The following is a 22,861-nucleotide window of genomic DNA, read 5'->3' on the forward strand; positions in this document are numbered from 1 at the left end:
CCCCATGACCCCATGACCCCATGACCCGTAGGAGCGCACCTGGGCGCGACGAGGCGTTTACCGGGAATGCCCCAATCGCGCCCGGGTGCGCTCCTACGCCGCGCCGATGCGCCACCAGCCCGCGCAACCGGCTCGCGGCCCCAACCGTGTGCACCATCGCAAAACCGCGCAGATCGCGACGTCAATCACACTTGCATGACAAGGTGTTGACACCGATGTCATCGCAACCCTAGCGTCGCTGGGCAGGCGCTTGCGCCGAACGGTCGGGGGGCCATCGGACAGGGGGCGGCGATGCAGTGCATCGCTCGCAGGCGTCGTTGCAGTGGAACGCCACGCCGGCCATGCCGGCCTCTCCCGGGGATCTTATGAACTGCCGCAGTCATCGCCTTGCCTTGTCGATTTCCTTGTCCCTTGCCCTGACCGCCGCCGTCGCACCGTCGGCCACTGCCCAGCAGGCCGAGCCGGATCAACCGCGTGCCACCTCCACGCTGGACGCTGTCAGCGTCACCGGCTCGCGCATCAAGCGCGCGCAGGTCGAAGGCGCGCAGCCGGTGGTCACCATCTCCGCGCAGCAGATCCAGCAAGAGGGCTTTGCCACCGTCTACGACGTGCTCAACAGCATGAACCAGCAGGGCTCGGTGGAGGCCGATACGCAATGGGGCTCGCACACGCCCAATGCCTCGCCGATCAACCTGCGCGACCTGGGGCCAGGCCGCACGCTGCTGCTGGTCAACGGCCACCGCGTGGCCGATTACCCGCTGCCGTACGGCGGCGAAAGCAACTTTTCCAACTACAGCAACATCCCCTCCGCGGCGGTGGAGCGCATCGACATCCTGACCGGCGGCGCCTCGGCCATCTACGGCTCGGACGCAGTGGCCGGCGTGGTCAACGTGATCCTCAAGCGCGACTACCAGGGCGACCAGGTGCGCCTGCGCAGCGGCACTGCGACCGAAGGCGGCCGCGACAGTTTCGACGTGTCGTGGGCAGGTGGACGCACCGGCGAGAACTGGAGCCTGACCTACGCGCTGCAGGCCACCCGCCGCGATCCGCTGAACGGGCGCGATCGCCCGCAGATGGACGACTCCGACGACATGTCCTATTCCAACTGGACCGGGCAGAACCGCCGCTACGGCTTCAACCCGTTCACCGGCCTGAGCCTGGTCGATGCCAACACCAGCGAACGCCTGGCGCCACCTGCCGGCACCTGCGCGCGCTTCGGCGGCGAGTTCATCGACGGGCAACGGCTGAGCTACGACCAGAACACCGGGGTGGTCACCAATGCCGGCGATTACTGCGGCGTGGCGCGCGACTACGGCGACTGGGGGCTGGTCACCGGCAGCGAGGATTATTCGGCCTATCTCTACGGCACCTGGAAATTCGGCGAGCACACCGAAGCCTGGGCCACGCTGTCGGCCAACCGCAGCATCGGGCGCTGGACCTATGACCCGCCGTACGCATATCTGGGCCCGTTCCAGGATGCGGCCACCGGGCGCTCGTTGAACCTGATCCGTCAGCTCACCCGGCGCGAAGCCGGCGGCTGGGACCGGCTGGCCAACTACAACAAGGAGCAGTCCTGGGACCTGAGCGCCGGCTTGCGCGGGGCGTGGGCGGACCGCTTCGACTGGGAGCTGAGCGTGGGCCGCTCGCGCTACACGGTGGACGAATACGTGCGCACCGTGGATACCGCGCGCGCCACCGCGTATTTCCTCGGCAGCCCCATCGGCACCGCTGCCGATGGCACGCCGATCCATGCGATCAACCAGGCGCGGCTGTATGCGCCGCTGTCCTCGAGCGAGTACGACGACCTGGTCGCCAAATCGCACAACTCGGCCTATTCGTGGGTGAACCAGGCCAGTTTCAGCCTCAGCGGCGACCTGGTGCAGGGCTGGGCCGGGCCGATCCGCTTCGCCACCGTGGCCGAAGTCGCCAAGCAGGGCTACCAGCTGTCGCCCGACCCCTGCGCCAATGAATGCTACCCGGTGGACGTGGTGGACAGTGGTGGTGGCGAACGCCTGCGCAGTTCGGCCGGGCTGGAATTCCAGATCCCGCTGCTGTCGACGTTGAGCGCCAACATCGCCGGTCGCTACGATCGCTACGGCAATTACCGTTCCTCGGCTGCGATTGCGACCGATGTCGGCACCCAGAGCGACACCACCTGGAGCGCGGGTCTGGAATGGCGGCCGGTCGAGAGCCTGCTGTTGCGCGGCACGCTGGCCACCAGCTTCCGCGCGCCTGACATGCACTACGTGCTCGGCGAACCCAGCTCCACCAACCAGACCGTGATCGACCAGTACCGCTGCATTGCCTCTGGCGCGTATCAGACCGGCGGCTGCAACGACGAAAACAGCAACATCTACTACACCGTGGATGTGAACCGTCGCGGCACCCCGGATCTGCGCTCGGAAACCGGCCGCTCGTTCACCGGCGGGGTGGTGTGGGACATCGTGCAGGGCCTGTCGCTGAGCGTGGATTACTACCGCATCGAGCTGGAGGAAATGATCAAGGATCTGGACCGCGACGAGATCCTGTCGGCCGAAGCCGGCTGCCGCACCGGCACCACCATCAGCGGCGGCGCCTGGAACAATCCCGGCGGTGCCGGCTATTGCGACACCATCACCTCGCGGGTGACGCGCAACGCCGACGGCACCATCGCCAGCATCGAGCGCGGCCCGATCAACCTGGCGCAGATGGAAACCTCCGGCATCGACGCCTCGCTGAAATACCGGCTTGCCACGGCGGGTTTGGGCAACTTCCAGTTGTCGCTGGACTACAACAACCTGCTGGCCTATCGCGAGCAGATCTACCGCACCGACAGCGATGAAAACCGCCGCGACGAACGCGTGCGCAGCCGTGTGCGGGGCAGCGTACATTGGGACAACGGCGGCGCCTGGGACTGGACGGTGTACTTCCGCCGGCTCGGCTCCATGCGCGCGGTCAACTGGGGCACCTGCGCGCGTTTCGACGATGGCTACCAACCCAGTGCCGCCGACGAATGCGTGGTCACCGACACCGCCAACGTGCATCTGGGCGAGAGCAGCAAGCGTTACTTCGGCCGCGTGGGCCCGGCGATCTACTGGAACCTCAGCACCGGCTACAAGATCACCGACCACGCCAAGGTCAACTTCTACGTCAACAACGTGTTCAACGAAGTAGGCTACGAGAACAAGGAGCGCTTCTACGGCTACGGCTTCTACAACACCACGCTGTTCAATCCGATCGGCCGCGAAGTGGCGGCGGAATATGTGTTCACCTTCTGATTGAGCGTGGCGGCCGCACCACACGTCACGGCATAGCGCCGTGGCGTGCGGTGCAGGCAAAAACGGGCGCGCCATTTGTCATCCACCCTGCAGCAGGTGGGGTTGCGTGATTGCCGACGATGGTCGACACGAAACGTTTCTGCTGCAGGGCCTGACTGGATCTTGGCAGCGCGGGAGTCACCGCTACTTGTCGCTGGGTGCGTTGTCCAAGTGCGCAGCGCAGTGACCCAACATCGAAGCCGGCGCTGGTTGAAGCCATGTAGGGGAGAGAGGGCTGGTCGGGTGTACCGCGCCCAGTCCCGAAGTCCGCGGAGTTGGTGATCGATTGTTCGCATCGTCATGATCGGCCGTGCTTATGCCCGCGGCGTATCGGCGTTGCATCCCTGCGCAGGTTGCGTTTGAGACGCCGCAATTGCAGGGGGTTGGACACGATAAAGTGCGGGTCAGGTCATCGACCCGGATGGCGCCGGCAGCGCGCTGCAACGTTCCGTTGCCGATGAAACAGTGGCACGGCCGAAACGTGCGTGGTATCAATGCACTCAATGAACGCACCCCGCAGCCAGTTTTACTTTTGGTACTACGGTTTTCCGATGCCGCTGGCGGAGGACGGATTGCGCTCACCCTGAAGAAATCTTCAGCAGCATTCCCGAAAAGCCGCCAGCGCACACTGGCGGCTTTTTTTGTTGCCGCCGCGCCTGGCTCCCTGTTGCAACACCGCCCACCGAGACACTGTTATGCCGCCTGTGACCGATGACCTGCGTATCCGCAAGATCGAAGCCCTTGCCCCGCCTTCGCAGCTGCTGTCGCTGCTGCCCTGCGACGAGCGCGCTTCCGAGACCGTGACCAACTCGCGCGCCGCGCTGCACGCCATCCTGCATGGCCACGACGACCGCTTGGCGGTGGTGATCGGGCCCTGCTCGATCCACGATCCGGTCGCGGCGATGGACTATGCGCACCGTCTGCGCCCGCTGCGCGAGCAGTTCGGTGATGCGCTGGAGATCGTGATGCGGGTGTACTTCGAAAAGCCGCGCACCACCATCGGCTGGAAGGGCCTGATCAACGACCCGGATCTGGATGGCAGCTTCCAGATCAACAAGGGCCTGCGGGTGGCGCGCGGTCTGCTGCGCGACATCAACAACCTCGGCCTGCCGGCCGGTGTGGAATTCCTCGACATCATCTCGCCGCAGTACATCGCCGACCTGGTGGCCTGGGGCGCGATCGGCGCGCGCACCACCGAAAGCCAGGTGCACCGCGAAATGGCCTCGGGCCTGTCGTGCCCGGTGGGCTTCAAGAACGGCACCGGTGGCGACGTCAAGATCGCGGTGGATGCGGTGGGCGCGGCCTCGCACCCGCATCATTTCCTGGCCGTGACCAAGGACGGCCACACTGCGGTGGCCGCAACCGCAGGCAATCCGGATTGCCATGTGATCCTGCGCGGCGGCAAGCAGCCCAACTTCGACGCGGCCAATGTGGAAGCGGCCAGCCAGGTGCTCAACAAATCCGGGTTGCCGGCGCGCCTGATGATCGATGCCAGCCATGCCAACAGCGGCAAGAACCCCGAGAACCAGCCCAAGGTCATCGACGACATCGCCACGCAGCTGGAAGGCGGCGAGACGCGCATCGTCGGCGTCATGGTGGAGAGCCACCTGGTCGGCGGACGCCAGGAGCTGGTGCCCGGCTGCGAGCTGACCTACGGCCAGAGCATCACCGACGGCTGCCTGGGCTGGGACGCCTCGGTGCAGGTGCTGGAGCGCCTGGCGACGGCCGTGCGTGCGCGGCGTGCCAGGCGGGTTGCCGAAGCGGCGTGATCGTCGGGGCAGCCGGGTGAGGGGACGCGGCTTCGCCCGCACCCTCATCCGGCGCTGCGCGCCACCTTCTCCCGCAGGGAGAAGGGAGAAGCCCTGCTCCCTGCGGCGCGCCAAGGCACAGCGTGCGCGTCACTGGCGCGCGTGTCTTGGCACGCGCGCGCTGCCTGCACGGGCGGAGTCGTGGAGCGGGGGATGCGCGTACGGCGGACGACAGCGATCTGAGACTGCATGCCCACAAACGATGCGGCGCACTCGCCGGCGCGCAAGGGCATAAATACAAAGCCCATCTCATCCGGACTGCAGTATCTCAACGCGCAGCACCTTGACGCGCCGCAGATTCCATCCGGTGCTTCGCATAGTCAAAGTGCAAAGCGTCCAGCACGCTGCACATCCCAAACAGCGCGCGCTTGGGCGGCAAGCGGTCAACACGCCGGTCGAGCAGCCTGGCGCGATGCACACAGTCGTGTTGATGGCCGCTCCAGAACACGAACGCCGGGCCGGTGCAGGGAGCCGGCCCGGCGGATTTGGCACCACCCGCCAATGACCCGTCGCGCCCAGCGGCAGGAGGGGGAGAGAGCCGTCCTGCCGCCGAATGCGAGCGGGCAGGAACGTTATCCGCCACCTGCATGACGTGGCGATGTCACGCAGGTCGGCACCGGCAATGCAGCTCGGCCAGCGTCAAACGCCAGCATGACAACCGCGCTCTGACCTCTGCAACGGCGGCCAAAGCACCATCCAGCATCGAAGTTCTTCCAAACCACCTATCGCGCCGAGGCGATGGGCTACAACCGCCGATTCCCGATTCCCGATTCCCGATTCCCGATTCCCCACTCACCCCAACATATCCCCGGTCTCCAACCAGCGCTGATGCCACGACAGCGCCTCGGTCAGCAGATGCGGGGTGTGCTTGCCATAGCTGTCGCGATTGGCGCGCGCCACGTAATCTTCCAGCGCATCGCGGTAGCGCGGGTGCACACAGTGATCGAGCAACTGGCGTGCGCGTTGCTTGGGCGTGAGGCCGCGCAGATCGGCCAGGCCTTGCTCGGTGACGATCACCGAGACGTCGTGTTCGGTGTGGTCGACATGGCTGACCATCGGCACGATCGACGAGATGCTGCCGGCCTTGGCGATGCTGGGGCTCAGGAAGATCGACAGGAAGCCATTGCGCGCGAAGTCGCCGGAGCCACCGATGCCGTTCATGATGCGGCTGCCCATCACGTGGGTGGAATTGACGTTGCCGTACAGGTCGGCCTCGATCATGCCGTTCATGCCGATGCAGCCGAGCCGGCGCACCAGTTCCGGGTGATTGGAAATCTCCTGCGTGCGCATGATGATGCGCTGCCGGTAGAAATCGATATTGCGCTTGAATTCCTCGTTGCCCTCCGGGCTGAGCGCAAAACCGGTACACGAGGCGTAGCGCAGCACGCCATCGCGCAGCAGCGCGAGCATGCCGTCCTGGATCACCTCGGTGAAGGCCTCCAGATCGCGGAAGCCGCTGCGTGCAAGCCCGGCCAGCACCGCATTGGGAATATTGCCCACGCCCGATTGCAGCGGCAGCAGGCTGGCCGGTAGCCGGCCCTTGCTTACTTCATGGCGCAGGAACGCGATCAAGTGTTCGGCGATGCGTTCGCTGCTGTCGTCGGCAGCGGCGAACGGGCTGTTGCGGTCCGGGCCATGCGTGCGCACCACTGCCACGATCTTGTCCGGATCGCAGCGCAGGCTGGGCTCGCCGATGCGGTCGTCGCCGTGGATCAGCGGAATCGGCTTGCGCTGCGGCGGCAGCGCGGTGCCGTAGTAGACATCGTGCATGCCATCCAGGCCGGCCGGCTGCCAGTCGTTGACCTCGATGATCACCTTGCTGGCCAGGTCCAGCCAGGTCTTGTTGTTGCCGATCGAGGTGGACGGCACCAGGCTGCCGTCGGCGCGGATCGCCGAGACCTCCACCACGGCGGTGTCGATCTGCCCGTAGAAACCGAACCAGACATGCTGGGCGACGTGGCTGAGATGGATGTCGATATAGTCCAGCGTGCCGGCGTTGATGCGTTGGCGCGCGTCCGGGTCGGACTGGAACGGCATGCGCATGGCGATGCCGTCGGCCTTGGCCAGTGCGCCATCCAGTTCCGGCGCGGTGGACGCGCCGGTCATCAACTTGATCTGGAACGGCTGGCCCTGCAGATGCGCCGCTTCGATGCGCTGCGCCAGCGCCATCGGCACCGCCTTGGGGTAACCGGAGCCGGTGAAGCCGCTCATCGCCACGGTCTCGCCGGGCTGGATCAATGCGGCAGCGGCCTCGGCAGAAACCAGGCGCTCGCGCAGCGGCGCGTACAGGATGCGTTCGTCGGACATGGGCGGCACAGCAGTCAGGAGACGTCCCATTATCGCCGCTGCGTGCGTCGGCCGCGCTGCGACCATGGTGCAATGCGCCTCGCGGGCCGCGTCGGACGCGTGCGAAGCGACCTGTTGCGTGGCAGGAGCACGGCACGGGCGAGGCTTCATCCACTCCCGTTGCGCATCTGGGACGCTGCCATATGTGGCGTTGGTGTCGCCGCTGGCCGGCGTGCGGTCACCTGGCGGACCTGGCCGGCCGTCTCGCGCACCACCCGCGCTGCAGCCGGCCGCCATGCAGCCCCAGCTGGCGCGCAGCGTGTGCGGTAATGGACCATCGCCCACGTTCACGCTTCGCCGCCAGCGCAACCGCGATAGTGGCGGCAGACTCGACTTGTGCCTGCGCCCATGCCCTCTCTTCGCGACCGCTTCCAGCGCTGGCCCCGGCCATGGCGCATCGCAGTGGTCGTGTTGGTGGCGCTGTATGCGCTGTATCTGCTGGCCGGCAACCTGTTTCTCAACACGCCGCTGTTCGATGCCGTCACCAATCGGCAGCCGCATAAATTCACCATGCAGACCGGCCCGGCACTGACGGTGTTTCCGGGGCAGGTGATGGCCTGGAACGTGCGCATGCGCGGGCAGGCCAACCGCACCGTGTACGTGTTTCATGCCGATCGCGCCAATGCGCGCGTGGCCTTGCTGGCACTGTTGCGACGCGAGGTACGCCTGCCGTGGCTGCACGCCACCGGCCTGAGCGCGGAGGTGGAAACCTCCGACACCCCGATTCCGCCACCGCCACGCGGCGACCAGGGCTGGACGCTGCGCTTCGATGCGATCACCAGCAACAGCATCCGCAGCGCGCGCCTGGGCAAGCTGCTGATCGCCGGGCAGGGCCATGGCAGCGTCGGCTTCCTCAAGCAGCTCAAGGGTGGCCCGTCGGAGCTGTTTCCCTCCGAGGCAGGCTTCAGCGATGCGGTGGTCAGCTATGACGGGGTGCAGGTGTTCAATGGCGCGCAGCTGGATGCGCAATTCCAGTTTCCGCGTCACTACCGCGATGAAGCGCCGGGCCTGCGCAAGCTCGGCATCACCCACGCGCGCCTGCAGCTGAAGGCCGCTACGGTGGCGTTGAAGATCGACACCGGTGCGCCGCATGTGGACATCCGCAGCGGGCCGTCGGCGGCGCGGGTGGAGGCCGACATCACGCTGGACCGCGGCACGCTGCAGGAAGGCAGCCATGCGGTCTGGCGCCTGCCGTTGATGGCCGGCGTCGGGGCGACCGACCGCGGCATGCTGGCGCTGCAGCTGGACGTGGCGCGCGACATCCGCGTTCAGGCACGGCTGCCACGCGACGCAAAGACGGGCAGCGAGCTGCAGGCCGATCTGCGCGTTGCCGGACGCAGCATCCCCTTCCAGGATCCTGCGCAGGTGCTGCCGCGCCTGTCCGGGCAGGTGCGTGGGCGCTGGCAGTTCGAATCGCTGAACTGGATTGCCGAGCTGTTCGTGCGCAAGCCCTGGTTCCAGCTCGAAGGCGGTGGCCTGGTCGAGGCCGATCTGCGCCTGGCGCAAGGCCGGCTCGCCAGCGGCAGCAGCCTGGAGATTCCGCGGGTGGAGGCAGTGGCGCAGGTGTTCGACACGCGGCTGGCCGGTTTCGCCAAGGCGCATGGACACATCGACGATGCCGCCACGCCGCAGGCGCATCTGGACGTGAGCATCCCCATCTTCAAGGCCGCGCCGCGCGCTGCACCCAAACAGATCCTGCTGGACGGCCGCGATCTGCAGCTGGCCATGCATGGCGACGCCGAACTGGCGCGCCTGCGCGACACGCTCAAGGCGCAGCTGCGTTTCAGCGATGCCCGCGTGCCCGATCTCACCGTCTACAACCGTTACCTGCCGGGCAACAACGTGCGCCTGCTCGGCGGCAGCGGCAGCCTGACCGGCGATGTGGCGCTCAATGCCGCCGGCGATGTGGGCAGCGGCCACGCCAACCTGCGCGGGCAGGGCGCGCATCTGGCGCTGGCCGGCGTGCAGATGCGCGGCGATGCCGAATTGCAGGCGCAGCTGCAGCGCGCCGATTTCAAGAACAAGTTCTTCGACCTCAGCGGCACGCGCGTGCGCCTGCGCAATATGCGGGTGGGCGAGGACAGCGCCGATGCCAACTGGTGGGGGCAGATGCAGGTCGGTGCCGGCACCATCCAGGCCAGCGCACCGTTCCAGGTGGATGCCGACGCGGCGATCCGCATGCGCGATATCGCGCCGCTGCTGTCGGTGTTTGCGCAACGCGCCGACTACCCGCGTTGGGTATTGGGCTTGCTGGATTCGGGCGAACTCGACGCCACCGGCAGGGTGCGTTGGCGCAAGCAGCAACTGCTGGTCGACGACCTGCATGCGGAGAATGCACGCCTGTCGCTGCGTGCGCGGCTGGCCTTGAACGACGAGCAGCGGCGCGGCGACCTGTATCTGCGCTGGGGCGTGCTGGGCGCTGGGATCGAACTCGATGGCAAGCAACGCCAATGGCACCTGGCCGGTGCACGCGAATGGTACGACGCGCAGCCGGGATTGCTGCCGGCGGTGTCGAAAGCGAAGTAAGCGGTTCCTTGTTTGAGGCTTGGTTAACGCGGCCAGCTTTGTCGTCTTCGAAGAGGTAGTGCGCGCATTGCCGCGCGTGCAGGACATCGACTGCACACCGGGCAACCTGCCGGTGCCCCGCCGCACGCGCCGCTGCGCACCGCGCTCACGGTTTCCTTGGCACACTGCGTCATGCCGCGTGCGCGGTCTTCAGGAGCCTTGCCGTCATGACGATGCCTGTTCGCGCCCGCTGGCAAAGATTGCCCCGCCTGGTGCGTTGGCCGTTGCTGGCGTTACTGGTGGTGTACGCAAGCTATCTGCTGCTCGGCAACCTGTTGCTCAACACGCCACTCGGGCCGGCCGCGCTCAATCGCAAGCCGGACAGGTTCACCATGCACTGGGGCCCGGCAGTGACCTGGTGGCCAGGCCGGCTGACGCTGTGGAGGGTGGAGTTGCAAGGCCGCTCGGCACGCACCCGCTGGAACGTCAGCGCGCAGCGCATGAGCGGGCAGGTACAGCTGCTGCCGTTGCTGCACCGGCAGTTGCTGGTGCCGGAGGTGCATGCGCACGGGGTGCGTGGCGGCATGCAGGCGGCTGTGCCCACAGCCGGTACCGTGGCGATGCCAGCACCGGCGACAGCGCCGAACACGCAGGTGGCTGCCGCGCCATCGGCTGACGCAGCCAGTACGACGACGCCAACGACTGCGCAGGACAAGCCACCCGCACGCACCCCAGACGTCGCGGCGAGCACGCAGCCGCCCGCACGTACGACCGGGGCATCCACCGGTGTGCCGCAATCCGCCGGGGGCGCCAAGACCGCTGGCGTACCCGCAGGTCCCGCATCGACCGCTCCGGCCTGGACCCTGCAATTCGACCGCATCGTCGCCGACCAGGTGCAGGCAGTGACGCTGCGGCAGCTGCAGATCGAAGGCGATGGTCAGTTGGAGCTGGGCCTGTTCAAGCAATTGCGCGGCGGGCCGATGGAACTGTTTCCCTCGCGGGCGCGCTTCGACAATGCACGGATGCGCTGGGGTGGTAGCGAGGTGCTGCGCAACGGGCAGCTGCGCATCGACGCCAGCATCGCGCGTCATGCGCCGGAGCAGGCGCGCGGGCTGGCGATGCTGCAGCTTGCCGATGCGCAGCTGACCGTGCATGGCGACACCGCAGCACTGGATGTCACACGCAATGCGCAAGGACGCCATACGCTCGCCACACGTGCCGGCAAGGGGCGTGCGGATGGGCAGTTGCGCTGGACGCGTGGCAGCCTGCAGCCCGGCAGCCAGCTGCAATGGCGCGCACCGCTGCACGATGGCACGCGCACGCCGGCTGCCCTGCTGGGCGAGCTTGCAGCGCAACTGCAGGTGGATCAGGACATGCGTCTGCAAGTCAGCATGCCCGAGCCGGCCGATGCCGGGCTGACCCTGGATGCGGATCTGCGCGTGCAAGGCCGGCAACTGCCGTTGCAATCGATGCGCAGCCTGCTGCCGCGCACCTCCGGGCATGCGCGCCTGCATTGGCAACTGTCTTCGCTGAGCTGGATTCCGGCGCTGTTTCCCGATGTGGACTGGCTGAAGCTGGAAGGCGAGGGCCTGGTGGATGCGGATCTGCGCATCGATCGCGGCCAGCTCGGCGCCGGCAGCCGCCTGCAGGTGCCGCACGTGCGTGCGCATGTCGGCGTAATGGGGCATGCGATCGATGGCCAGGCCAGTGCCGATCTGCGTGTGAGCGCCGATGCGCGCGGACAGCTGCTGCCGGCACTTGCCTTGCAGATGCAGCAGTTCTCGATTGCGCACGACGAGGCGCCCACGCGTCCATTCGTGCAGGGCCGCGACCTGCGTCTGGAGCTGCAGACGCGCGCCGACGCGCGCAACCTGGCCACGTTGCGCGACGCCACGCGCGCGCACCTGCGGTTCGCCAATGCGCGCGTGCCGGATCTGCGTGCCTACAACCGCTATCTCCCGCAGCAGCAGTTGCGCTTCGATGGCGGCAACGGTGTATTGAGCGGCGATCTGCAGATCGAACCCGGCGGCCGCATCGGCAAGGGCGGCCTGCGGATCGGCGCACGTGCGGCGCGGCTGCAGTTTGCCGGCCTGGCACTGCGTGGCGACGTGAATGCGGACCTGCGCCTGCAGCGCGGCGATCTGCGTGCAGAAAACTTCCGTCTCGATGCCAGCACCATCCAGCTGCGCAATGTCGGATTCACCGGGCCCGATGGTCAGCGCCGCGATGGCTGGTGGGCGCGCATCGTGCTGGAAGACACCCGCATGCAATGGCGCCAGCCGGTCGGTGTGGATGGACGCGTGCGCATCCAGGTGCGTGACCTGGCATTCCTGATGTCGCTATACGCGCGCGACCGTTCGATTCCGAACTGGATGCTGCGGCTGGTGGATGCAGGCCAGGCGCAGGTGACCGGGCGTGTGCATTGGCAGGGCGACACCGTCATCGTCGACCGGCTGCAGGCACGCAACGAACGCTTCCAGGTGGATGCACGCTTGCGATTGCAGGGCAGCCAACGCAGCGGCAGCCTGCTCGCGCGCTGGGGCATGTTGAGCGCAGCGGTGGGGCTGCGCGGCCAGACCCCGCAATGGCATCTGCTGCGTGCACCGGAGTGGTATCAGGCCCAGCCCGATCTGCTGCGTTGAGGCTGCCGCGCGCCAACGCGACGTGAAGAAGAAAACGCCAGTTCTGTACTGCCTGGTGTTGTTTTGCAGTGCAGCGTGCAAGTGGCGTTCGGGGCGCGCACTATGATCCTGCATCCCGACGTGGGGGAGGGAGCAAAGCCCGCTGGCAGTTCGCTGCAAGCGGGCTTTTTTATTGCCCGACGCCTGGCGAGTCAAGCCACCGCACCGCCGCACGCCTGCCAGACGCCCAGCTGTCGAAGGGTTGGCCAGGCCACTGCCGGCTCAGGCAGGGGCGCCAATTGCCCACACGTCGCCCAACCCGCGTGACGGATCGGCCGGTGGCTGCGGCTGCAGGCTCGGCCGGCTTCCGCTAGAATGAGATCAATTCTCATTTGTCGCCGGGCGCCTTGCCGTCCGGACCAGCCGTTCAGGAGGTCATCGTGTCGGTCACGCAAGGCGCGCTTCATCAAAAGGTGGAGCGCCTGTACACCGACCACCACGGCTGGCTGCAGGGCTGGCTGCGGCGCAAGCTGGGCGATGCGTTCGTGGCTGCCGACCTGGCGCAGGACACCTTCATCAGCGTGATCAGCGCAGGGGCGGCCGACCAGATCCGCGAACCGCGCCCGTTCCTGGCCACCATCGCGCGCCGCTTGATGGCGCACCGGCAGCGGCGCAAGTTGCTGGAAACCAGTTACCTGGAACTGCTGGCTGCGCTGCCGGAAGAACTGGCGCCGTCGCCGGAGCTGCAATTGCTGGCGCTGGAAGCGGTGCAGCAGGTGGACCAGGCGCTGGATGGGCTGCCGCCCAAGGTGAAGGAAGCCTTTCTGCTGGCGCATCTGCAGGAGCTGAGCTACGCGCAGATCGCGCAGCGGCTGGGCGTGTCCAGCAGCTCGGTCAAGCAATATCTCACGCGTGCCAACCGGCATTGCCTGTTCGCCCTGTCGGCGTGAGCCGCACGGATGGCTGATGCCGCCTCACGCCGCGCGCGCGCCGCCGATGCCCAGCGAGCACCGCTGGCCGGCGGGCAGCCGATCAGTGCGCAGGTCGCCGATCAGGCTGCCGAGTGGCTGACGGTGCTGATGTCCGGCACCGCGAGCCAGGCGCAGCTGCAGCGCTGGCAACAATGGCGCGATGCGCATCCGGACCATGCGCGGGCGTGGGCGCATATCGAGGCGGTGACCGGGCGGCTGAAGACGCTGACCCCGCAGGCGGCCTATCGCAGCCTGTCGCCGTATGCCGGCAGCAATGGCCAGGCATCGCCGGGCCGGCGCAAGGCGCTGAATCTGCTGCTATGGGGTGGGGTGGCCGGGGCCACCGGCGTGCTGGCCTCGCGCACCGAACGCTGGCAGCGCGCCACCGCCGATTACGCCACTGCGACGGGGCAGCGCCGCGAGGTGCAGTTGCAGGATGGCAGCCGCATCACCCTCAACACCCGCAGCGCCATCGATGTGCGGTTCGACGCGCAGCAACGGCTGCTGCAGTTGCTGGCCGGCGAGATCATGGTGACCACCGCGCAGGCGCTGGGCGCGGGCCACGATGCGCGGCCGTTGCTGGTGCGCACCGCGCAGGGCGATATCCGCGCATTGGGCACGCGCTTTTGCGTGCGCCAGGACGAACACGACACCCGGCTGAGCGTGCTGGAAAGCGCGGTGGAGGTGCGGCCACATGCGGCCGCGCAGGCCGTCGGGCGCGTGCAGGCGGGGGAACAGTGCCGTTTTACCGCCGACACGCTCGGCGCCATCGCGCCGGCCGATGTACAGGGCTCCGCCTGGGTGCGCGGGCAGCTGATTGCCGACGAGTGGCGCCTGGATGCGTTTGTCGCCGAACTGGGCCGTTATCGCTCCGGGCTGTTGCGCTGCGACCCGCTGGTAGGCGGCCTGCGCGTCTCCGGCGTGTTCCCGCTGGACGACACCGACCGCATCCTGGCGATGCTGCCCAGCGTGCTGCCGGTGCGGGTGAGCCGGCGCAGCCGTTACTGGGTGACGGTGCAGGCGGCCGGGCAGGGCTGAGGCGCTGCCAGCCGGCACGTCGCCAAAAAATAAGATGCATCCGGGCTGCCCGATCGCCGCCGTTGTGGCACCTCCCCAATGACGGTGTCAGTGCGACACCAAACCTTTGTGGGAACAGCATGTCGATCACTGCCCGCCGCCGCGGCCAACTTTCCTCTTCCTCGTCTCAGCGCAGCGCCGTGCAGCGGCCGCTCGGCACGGCCGTGGCGCTTGCGCTGTGCAGCCTGGCACTTTGCGCCGGCATGCCCGACGCCATCGCCCAGACCGCGCCTGCCGCGCAGGATGCCCGCCAGGCGTATCGCATCCCCGCCGGCCCGTTGGCACCTGCACTGCGTGAACTGGCCGGTTCGGCCAACCTGTTGCTGAGCTTCACCGCCACGCAGACCGACGGCAAGACCACCGCCGGGCTGGAGGGCCGCTATACCGCACCGGCCGCCCTGGCTGCGCTGCTGGCCGGCAGCGGCCTGCAGGCCGTGCCGTTGCAGACCGGCGGCTACGTGCTGCGCGCCGCGCCGCAGCCCAGCGCGACCAGGAGCGAGGTGGATGCGTGGCTGCTGCCCACCGTCAAGGTGACCGCGCAGGCCAACCGCAGTGCGGCCACCAGCGGCACCGGCAGCTATACCGCGCGGGCGGTCAGCATCGGCCGCGGCGAGCAGTCGCTCAAGGACATTCCGCAGTCGATCAGCGTGGTCACCCGCCAGTTGATGGACGAGCAGAACATCACCTCGGTCTACGACGCGCTGGCCAGCACCACCGGCATCACCATCGTGCAGAGCCCGCAGGGCGGCAAGTACATCTATTCGCGTGGCTTCGACATCACCACGGTGCAGTACGACGGCGTGCCACTCAATCGCGGCATGTATGGCCGGGCGAGCAACTACAGCGCCAACATGGGCATCTACGATCGCGCCGAAGTGCTGCGCGGTGCGGCCGGCCTGCTGCAGGGCGCGGGCAACCCGGGCGGCGCGGTGAACCTGGTGCGCAAGCGCCCGCTGGACGTGCCGGGCGTGAGCGTGATGGTGCAGGGCGGCAGCTGGGATCGCTACGGCACGCTGATCGATGCCAGTGCCAACCTGAGCGCCGATGGCGCACTGCGCGCGCGCGGGGTGATCGATTACCAGGACCAGCGCTCATTCGTGGATGGCGTCACGCGCCGCACGCCTACCTACTACGGCACGCTCGACTACGCGTTTTCGCCGCAGACCCAGCTCAGCCTGGGCGTGAGCTACGAACAAGTTGAAGGCCGGCCGTTCTTCGGCGGTCTGCCCAGTTTCAGCGATGGCCGCGATATCGGCCTGCCGCGCCAGACCAATCTGGGTGCGGCATGGAACCGGCAGTCCTCGTCCAATCGCGGGCTGTATCTGGACCTGGACCATCGCTTCACTGCCGATTGGGTGTTCAAGCTCAGTGCGGTGCAGGTACGCGAGCTGCACGATCTGAAATACGCCAGCTCCAGCCGCGCGATCAATCCGGCCAACGGCACCGGCGCGCTGCTGGCCGCGCGCACCATTTCCGATGCGGATGCGTTCGGCTTCGATGCCAATGTGATCGGGCAGTTCAATGCGCTGGGCCGCCGGCATGAGGTGGTACTGGGCAGTAATTTTGCCGAGAACACGGTCGATACCGTCTACGGCAACAAGAACAACTTCCAGACCTTCAATGTGTTCGCTCTGCAGCGCAATGTGCGGGCGATCAGCGACGAAGAGATCTTCGCTAATGCACGTGAGGCCCGGCATGGCACTTCGCGCGAATTCGGCATGTATGGCGCATTGCGTTGGCAGCTGACCGATCCGTTGAGGGCCATCGTCGGCACCCGCGTGAGCTGGCACGACACCCGCTGGAACACCACCACCACCGGGCTGTCGCCATCGCAATCGATCGAGCACACCCGCGAGACCGGGCAGGTCACGCCGTACGCCGGCCTGTTGTACGCCTTGAGCCCGACCTGGTCGGCCTATGCCAGTTACGCAGACATCTTCCAGCCGCAGAACGCGCAGACCGAAGCCGGCGAGATGCTCAAGCCGATGACCGGGGCCAACTACGAGCTGGGCCTCAAGGGCGAGTGGCTGGACGGGCGCATCAATAGCGCGTTTGCGCTGTTCCAGATCGAGCAGAAAAACCGCGCCCAGGCCGACCTGAGCACCAGCCCCACCTGCCGCAATAACGATTTCTGCTACATCGACAGCGGCAAGGTGCGCAGCCGTGGCTTCGATGCCGAAGTCAGCGGCGAGGTGCTGCGCGACTGGAACGTGTTTGCCGGCTACACCTTCAACCGCACCACCTACCTGCAGGATGTCAGCAGCCAGGGCCAGACCTTCAACAGCTACACGCCCAAGCACTTGCTGCGGGTATGGACCACGTACCGGCTGCCGGGCGTGCTGCAGGATGTCACCGTCGGCGGCGGTGTCAGCGCGCAGAGCGCGGCGTACCGGCAGATCGGCACTGCCACTGCGCCGATCCAGGGGCGCGCGGTCTGGAACGCATTGGCGCGGTATCAGGTCAACCGGCAGTGGTCGGTGGCGGTCAATCTCAACAACGTGTTCGACAAGCACTACTACACCACCTTGTCGAGCTTCGTTAACGGGCGCTATTACGGCGAACCGCGCAATGTGATGGTGACCCTGCGCGGCGCGCTGTGATGCGTGCACGCGTGCTGCGGTGGTGCCTGGTGCATGCCGGATGAAAGATGGCTTTCGCCAAAGCATGGCCTGGCTGCACACCTGGTGCGGCCTGAGCTGCGGCTGGCTGCTGTGCGCGATCTTCCTGACCGGCACGCTCAGCGTGTTTCGCGATCCGATCACCAGCTGGATGCAGGCCACACCGGCCCTGCCGAGTGCGCGCATGCACACGGTCCTGTCGGAAGACGCGCTGGTGCCGCGTGCACTGGCGCAACTGCGCCAGCTTGCGCCGCAGGCGCGCCTGTGGCGGATCAGCCTGCCTACGCATCCGGGCGAGGCGCTCACGCTGGTCTGGCGGACATCCGATGGCCAGGGCCAGGCAGCGCTGGATCCCGGCAGCGGCGAGCTGCTGCCATCGCCGTGGGGCCGGCAGACCGAAGGCGGCCGGCATTTCATGAGCTTCCACTACACCTTGCACGGCGGCATTCCCGGCTATTGGCTGGTGGGTTGGGTGTCCATGTGCGGGCTGATCGCGCTGGTGTCCGGGGTGATCGTGCACAAGCGGATCTTTCTGGATGTCTTCACCTTCCGCCCGGGCAAGGGCCAGCGCTCGTGGCTGGACGCGCACAACGCCACGGCGGTGCTGACGCTGCCGTTCCTGCTGATGATCGTCTACACCGGCCTGGCGTATTTCGCCACCAGCTACATGCCCGGGCCATTGCAGGCGCTGTATGGCAGCGACGAGGCCGCGTACACGTGGTATGCCGATGCGCTGACGCCGGCAGCGCCTGCGGCCGGCGCAGGTGAAATCGCGGTCAACAGCGTGCCCGCCTATCTGCCGGAACTGGTGCAGCGTGCAGCGGTGCGCAATGGTGCGCCTGCGCAGACACTGGTGATCGAGCGGCCCGATCGCCCTGACAGCAGGCTGCGTGTGATCGCGCGCGTGGCCGATACCGGCCGCTCGCGGCGCCTGCTCAATCCTGCCAACAGCGTGGTGTTCGATGCGAACAGCGGTGCGGTGCTGGAGCAGCATGCGGATGCCGCCCGGACGGACATGCATGCGCAGGACGTGGAAGAGGTCATCAAGACCTTGCACGTGGCCGGTTTCGGCGGCTGGACCAGCAAGTGGCTGTATTTCATCTGCGGCCTGGCCGGCACCTTGATGATGGCCACCGGCACGGTGCTGTTTTCGATCAAGCGGCGTCGGCGTAGCGAGCAGGAGTTCGGCGCGGCCACGGCCGGCATCTATCGGGTGGTGGAAGCGCTCAATGCCGCCGCGCTCGCAGGAACCGCGTTGGCCAGCATTGCGTATTTCTATGCCAACCGCCTGGTGCCGGCTGCGCAGGCCGCGCGCAGCCAGATCGAAATCCACGCATTCCTGTGGGCGTGGGCGGCCACACTGCTGCATGCGCTGCTGCGCCGGCCCGCCCGTGCCTGGGTGGAACAACTGGCGATGACCGCGTTGCTGTGCCTGGGCTTGCCGCTGCTCAATGCGGTCACCACCGGACAGCACCTGGGTGTGTATCTGGCTGCCGACGACCTGCAGCGCGCCGGGGTCGAGCTGGTCTCGCTCGCCCTCGGCGTTGCTTTCGCCTACGCGGCGTATCGGGCGCACCGCAGCGCCGTGCGACCGCTGCCGACACGCGCCAGGCGCGGCGCCGCTGCTGTGATGGATGTGTTGTGAAGCGTTCTTCGAGCGCCGCGTCGGTGACTTGCTACCGCTGGTCGGTTGCCGGTCGCGTACTCGCTGCCAGCGTCGGCGGCTATGCGCTGACCTCCACCGGCTGCAGCGTGCTGGCGCAGCTGCTGTCGCGATTAGTCGGCGTGTCGCCTGCGGTCTCGGTGCTGAGCATGACCTTGCTGAGTTTCGCCATCTACACCGTCGTCGTGCTGTGGATGTTTCGAGCGCGCAGTGCGTTGCGCATGTGGGGCTGGCTGGGCGTGGGTATCGCTGCGCTGGGGGGCGTGAATTGGGCGCTGGGACATCCACCATGGATGGGCTGACGGCTGCGTTGCTGGGCACCGCGCTCTGCCATGCCGCAATGATGGCCCTGGCCGTGGCGATGCATCGCCATTACGAGCAGCTCACCGGCCGCCGCACTGCGCCGGTCATGCAGCGTTGGTTGCTGCGCGCGATGGCTGTCTGTCTGTTGATCGCCGCGCTGGTGCTGTGCGTGCTCGCTTGGGGCGGAGCGGTGGGCACCTTGTTGTGGCTGGGGTTTGTCAGCGTGGCCGCGCTGTGGGTAGCGCTGGGCCTGGCGTACGCGCCGCGCTGGAGTGCGTGGCTGGCAGTGCTGCTGGGCTGCGTCGCATGCGGGGTGGTGGGTTGGCACGTGCTGTGGTTTGCTGTTGTTTGAAGGCCACACATACCGACCAGTTTGACTGGTCCTTGTCCGCCCACCGTCGCGGGACCTTACACGGCATGGATGCCGCGTAAAAGCCTACAGGGACGTACTTGCGGCGTGTCCTGCGATGGTGGGCGGGCAAGGGCCCTGCAGCCAAGTCGCACATCAATTGCTCCGCAACTGAGCTATCCACACGCTGAGGCCCCTTCGGGGCACAACGCCTAAAAAAGAGACGTCGAACAAGCCGCCAAGGAGCCCGCAACCAGTGAGGACATCACGCCCGCCGACATGGCCGCGTGCTGATGGGACTACACGCAGCGCGGCGGTAAACCCGGTAGTTGCATTGCTGACCCTCGACACCGCTGGATCAACCGTAGACATATGCCGCCATCGCGCAGGGATGCCAGAATCGGCGCATGTCGCCGCCCATCATGTCCGTGTCTCCTGCGCTCACCGCCCTGATCGAGCGGGCCGTGGCGCGTGTTCGTCATGCCGTGCCGGCCGACCAGCCCTGGCCGGGCGATGACGTCGATCGGCAGCTCGCACAGGTTGCGCTCGCCAGCGAGTTTGCGCTCGATACCCTGGCGCGCCAGCCGGCCTTGTTGCAGCACCTGGCGCAGCCGGATCCACCGCCGTTGCCGCTGCCGGTGCTGGACCCCGCACAGCCCCAGGCCTGGCCAGCGCAGCTGCGGCGTTATCGCAGCGCCGAATCCACGCGCCTGGTCTGGCGCGATGTGCTCGGTCTCGATAGCGTCGATGCCACCCTGGCCGGTGCCACCCGCCTGGCCGAAACCTGCCTGCAATGTGGGCTGCAGGCATTGGAGCAGCAATTCCGCGATCGCCACGGCCAGGTGATTGCCGAAGACGGCAGTGTGCAGCGGCTGGTGGTGTTCGGGCTGGGCAAGCTCGGTGGGGGCGAGCTGAATTTTTCCTCGGATGTGGATCTGGTCTACGCGTATCCGCAGGGCGGCCAATCCGATGGTGCCCGTCCGCTGGCGGCGGAGGAATATTTCGCACGCCTGGGCCAGCAGCTGGCCAAGCTGCTCGACGAAACCACCGCCGATGGATTCAGCCATCGTGTGGATCTGCGCCTGCGTCCGTTCGGTACGGCCGGGCGGGTGGCCTTGTCGTTCACCGGCATGGACCAGTACTTCCAGCGCGAAGGGCGCGACTGGGAGCGCTATGCCTGGCTCAAGGCGCGCGCGGTGGCCGGCGATATCGATGCCGGCGAAGCCTGGCTGGAGACGCTGCGCCCCTTCGTCTACCGGCGCTATCTGGACTTCACCGCGCTGGACGGCTTGCGCGAGATGAAGGCGGCGATCACTGCCGAAGTCGCCCGGCACGATCGTCTGGACGACATCAAGCGCGGGCCGGGCGGCATCCGCGAGATCGAGTTCCTGGCGCAATCGCTGCAGCTGATTCGCGGCGGACGCGAACCGAGCCTGCGCGAGCGTCGCCTGCTGCCGGCGTTGCAGGCGTTGGTGGACGCAGGGCAGATCGATGCGGACAACGGGCGCGCATTGACCGAGGCGTATCGCTTCCTGCGCCGGCTGGAGAATCGTCTGCAGATGTTGCGCGATGCACAGACGCATGCCTTGCCGCAGGCGCCGCTGGATCGCGAACGCATCGCGCTGGGCCTGGGCCACGCGGATTGGCCGGCCTTGTTGCAGGCACTCGCTCCGCAACGCGCGCGCGTTGCCGCCGAATTTGCCGAGCTGCTGGCACCACGTGTCCGCACCAGCGCACCCGATGCGCTTGCCGATTACTGGCGCGCCTTGCCCGAAGGCGATGCCGCGCCGTTGGCCGGCATTGGCTTGCACGACCCAGGCGGCGCGCATCAGGTGCTGGCCGATTTTGCGCAGTCCTCCGGCGTGCGTGCGCTCTCCGATACCGCAAGCGCGCGCCTGGACCGTGTCATGCCTGCGCTGCTGCATGCGGCCACCCGCGCCAGCCAGCCCGATGCCGCCGTGCGCCGCATGCTCGGCCTGTTGCAATCCACCTTGCGCCGCACCAGCTACCTGGCCCTGCTGGACGAACAGCCCAGCGCACTCGCACGCCTGGTCAATGTGCTCTCGCGCAGCGCCCTGCTGGCCGAACGCCTGGCTGCACATCCGCTGTTGCTGGACGAACTGCTCGACACCCGCATCAGCGGCCCGTTGCCCGACCGCGACGCATTGCAGGCTGCGTGCCTGGACACCTTGCAGATCGAGGACACCGAAGCGGCGCTGCGCGAACTCAACGAGCGCCGCCTCGCGTTGAGCTTCCGCATTGCACTGGCCACGCTCGATGGCCGCCAGCAGGCCGTGGACAGCACCCAGCAGCTGGCCTGGCTGGCCGAATCAGTGGTGCAGACGGTGCTGCAGCTGGCGCGCCGCGAACTGATCGCTGCGCACGGGCAGGTGCCGGGCGGCACGTTCGCCATCATCGGCTACGGCAGTCTGGGTGGCCTGGAGCTGGGCTTCGGCTCGGACCTGGATCTGGTGTTTCTCTACGACCACCCGCGGCAGGTGGAGGCTTCCGATGGCAAGCGACCGTTGGACGCCGGGCGCTGGTTTGCGCGGCTGGCGCAGAAGGTGATGACCTTGCTGGCTGCCGAAACCGGCGCCGGCCGTCTCTACGAGATCGACGTGCGGCTGCGCCCGGACGGCGGCAAGGGCGCACTGGTGTCCTCGCTGGCCAGTTACCGCGATTATCAGCACGCCCGCGCCTGGACCTGGGAACATCAGGCGCTGGTGCGCGCGCGTGCGGTGGCCGGCGATGCGGCGCTGTGCGCGGCCTTCGCGCAGGTACGTGGCGACACGCTGACACGCGTGCGCGACACCGCAGCGCTGCACGAGGACGTGCGCAAGATGCGCGCGCGCATGCGCAGCGAGCTGGATCGCAGCGATGCGGGGCGACTGGATCTCAAGCAGGGTGCCGGCGGCCTGGTCGATCTGGAATTCGTCCTGCAGGCCGGCGTGCTCGGGCAGGCCGCACACCATCCCGCGCTGCTGCTGGCCTGCGCCACGCCCGCCTTGATCGATGCGCTGGTGCAGGTGCAGTGGCTGTCGGCCGAGAGCGCAGCAGCGCTGCACCAGGCCCATGCCACGCTGGTGGAAGCGGGCCTGAGTTGCACGCTGGATCGCCGGCCGCGGCTGATCGCACCGACCCCGGCCATCCAGCAGGCACGGCACAGCATCTTCACCACCGCGCACGCGCAAGGACTGGCGTTTCCGGCCGGCAAGGACGTGGCAGCGCCATCGCCTTGATCGGCCGGTATCCGGAAGTTGCGTCGCTTGCGCTATGAGGCGAGTGGTATGCAGACCGGGTTGCA

General features: G+C 67.4%; 12 protein-coding genes. 11 read left to right on the forward strand and 1 reads right to left on the reverse strand.

The genetic code is table 11. From position 1 onward, the window contains the following. Positions 1–365 precede the first annotated feature (365 nt). Positions 366–3,257, forward strand: a complete 2,892-nt coding sequence (locus EO174_RS21360; protein ID WP_126947350.1) for a TonB-dependent receptor — start codon at positions 366–368, stop codon at positions 3,255–3,257. 734 nt (positions 3,258–3,991) lie between these two features. Continuing rightward, on the forward strand, positions 3,992–5,065 hold the full coding sequence (locus EO174_RS21370; protein WP_104649313.1) for a 3-deoxy-7-phosphoheptulonate synthase: 1,074 nt from the start codon (positions 3,992–3,994) through the stop codon (positions 5,063–5,065). An 831-nt stretch (positions 5,066–5,896) separates the two neighbouring features. Here EO174_RS21370 and EO174_RS21375 read toward each other — a convergent pair. After that, on the reverse strand, positions 5,897–7,411 hold the full coding sequence (locus EO174_RS21375) for an acetyl-CoA hydrolase/transferase family protein (protein WP_126947356.1): 1,515 nt from the start codon (positions 7,409–7,411) through the stop codon (positions 5,897–5,899). Positions 7,412–7,798: 387 nt separating this feature from the next. Between EO174_RS21375 and EO174_RS21380 the strand changes: the two genes are divergently transcribed. The 9 genes from EO174_RS21380 (at position 7,799) to glnE (ending at position 22,796) form a co-directional block, all read left to right on the forward strand. Further along, on the forward strand, positions 7,799–9,976 hold the full coding sequence (locus EO174_RS21380) for a hypothetical protein (protein ID WP_126947359.1): 2,178 nt from the start codon (positions 7,799–7,801) through the stop codon (positions 9,974–9,976). Between the two features lie 206 nt (positions 9,977–10,182). Continuing rightward, the gene (locus EO174_RS21385) at positions 10,183–12,597 is read left to right on the forward strand and encodes a hypothetical protein (protein ID WP_126947362.1); all 2,415 of its coding nucleotides are present in this window, start codon (positions 10,183–10,185) and stop codon (positions 12,595–12,597) included. Positions 12,598–13,016: 419 nt separating this feature from the next. Beyond that, the gene (locus tag EO174_RS21390; protein WP_126947365.1) at positions 13,017–13,526 is read left to right on the forward strand and encodes a sigma-70 family RNA polymerase sigma factor; all 510 of its coding nucleotides are present in this window, start codon (positions 13,017–13,019) and stop codon (positions 13,524–13,526) included. Between the two features lie 9 nt (positions 13,527–13,535). After that, complete coding sequence (locus tag EO174_RS21395) at positions 13,536–14,585, forward strand: FecR domain-containing protein (RefSeq protein WP_126947368.1); 1,050 nt, start codon at positions 13,536–13,538, stop codon at positions 14,583–14,585. A 119-nt stretch (positions 14,586–14,704) separates the two neighbouring features. After that, positions 14,705–17,224: a TonB-dependent siderophore receptor gene (locus EO174_RS21400; RefSeq protein WP_126947371.1), complete on the forward strand. Its 2,520-nt coding sequence runs from the start codon at positions 14,705–14,707 to the stop codon at positions 17,222–17,224. 64 nt (positions 17,225–17,288) lie between these two features. Then, positions 17,289–18,887, forward strand: coding sequence for a PepSY-associated TM helix domain-containing protein (locus tag EO174_RS21405; protein ID WP_126947436.1), 1,599 nt, complete (start codon positions 17,289–17,291; stop codon positions 18,885–18,887). Then, on the forward strand, positions 18,884–19,207 hold the full coding sequence (locus EO174_RS21410; RefSeq protein WP_126947374.1) for a hypothetical protein: 324 nt from the start codon (positions 18,884–18,886) through the stop codon (positions 19,205–19,207). The genes EO174_RS21405 and EO174_RS21410 overlap by 4 nt, the downstream gene beginning before the upstream one ends. Further along, entirely contained in the window at positions 19,195–19,560 is a 366-nt protein-coding gene (locus EO174_RS21415; RefSeq protein ID WP_126947377.1) for a DUF3325 domain-containing protein, read from the forward strand. The genes EO174_RS21410 and EO174_RS21415 overlap by 13 nt, the downstream gene beginning before the upstream one ends. Positions 19,561–19,964: 404 nt before the next feature. Beyond that, positions 19,965–22,796 carry a bifunctional [glutamate--ammonia ligase]-adenylyl-L-tyrosine phosphorylase/[glutamate--ammonia-ligase] adenylyltransferase gene (gene glnE / locus EO174_RS21425; protein WP_126947380.1) on the forward strand — a complete coding sequence of 944 codons (2,832 nt, stop codon included), beginning with the start codon at positions 19,965–19,967 and terminating at the stop codon, positions 22,794–22,796. Positions 22,797–22,861 lie beyond the last annotated feature (65 nt).

This window comes from Xanthomonas sp. BRIP62418, from assembly GCF_003993495.1.
In the GTDB taxonomy this organism is placed as follows: Bacteria; Pseudomonadota; Gammaproteobacteria; order Xanthomonadales; family Xanthomonadaceae; genus Xanthomonas; species Xanthomonas euroxanthea.

Coding starts and splice junctions, on each gene's coding strand:
- EO174_RS21360 (WP_126947350.1), top strand. CDS start 366: ATGAACTGCCGCAGTCATCGCCTTGCCTTGTCGATTTCCTTGTCCCTT.
- EO174_RS21370 (WP_104649313.1), top strand. CDS start 3,992: ATGCCGCCTGTGACCGATGACCTGCGTATCCGCAAGATCGAAGCCCTT.
- EO174_RS21375 (WP_126947356.1), bottom strand. CDS start 7,411: ATGTCCGACGAACGCATCCTGTACGCGCCGCTGCGCGAGCGCCTGGTT.
- EO174_RS21380 (WP_126947359.1), top strand. CDS start 7,799: ATGCCCTCTCTTCGCGACCGCTTCCAGCGCTGGCCCCGGCCATGGCGC.
- EO174_RS21385 (WP_126947362.1), top strand. CDS start 10,183: ATGACGATGCCTGTTCGCGCCCGCTGGCAAAGATTGCCCCGCCTGGTG.
- EO174_RS21395 (WP_126947368.1), top strand. CDS start 13,536: ATGGCTGATGCCGCCTCACGCCGCGCGCGCGCCGCCGATGCCCAGCGA.
- EO174_RS21400 (WP_126947371.1), top strand. CDS start 14,705: ATGTCGATCACTGCCCGCCGCCGCGGCCAACTTTCCTCTTCCTCGTCT.
- EO174_RS21405 (WP_126947436.1), top strand. CDS start 17,289: ATGGCCTGGCTGCACACCTGGTGCGGCCTGAGCTGCGGCTGGCTGCTG.
- EO174_RS21415 (WP_126947377.1), top strand. CDS start 19,195: ATGGATGGGCTGACGGCTGCGTTGCTGGGCACCGCGCTCTGCCATGCC.
- glnE (WP_126947380.1), top strand. CDS start 19,965: ATGTCGCCGCCCATCATGTCCGTGTCTCCTGCGCTCACCGCCCTGATC.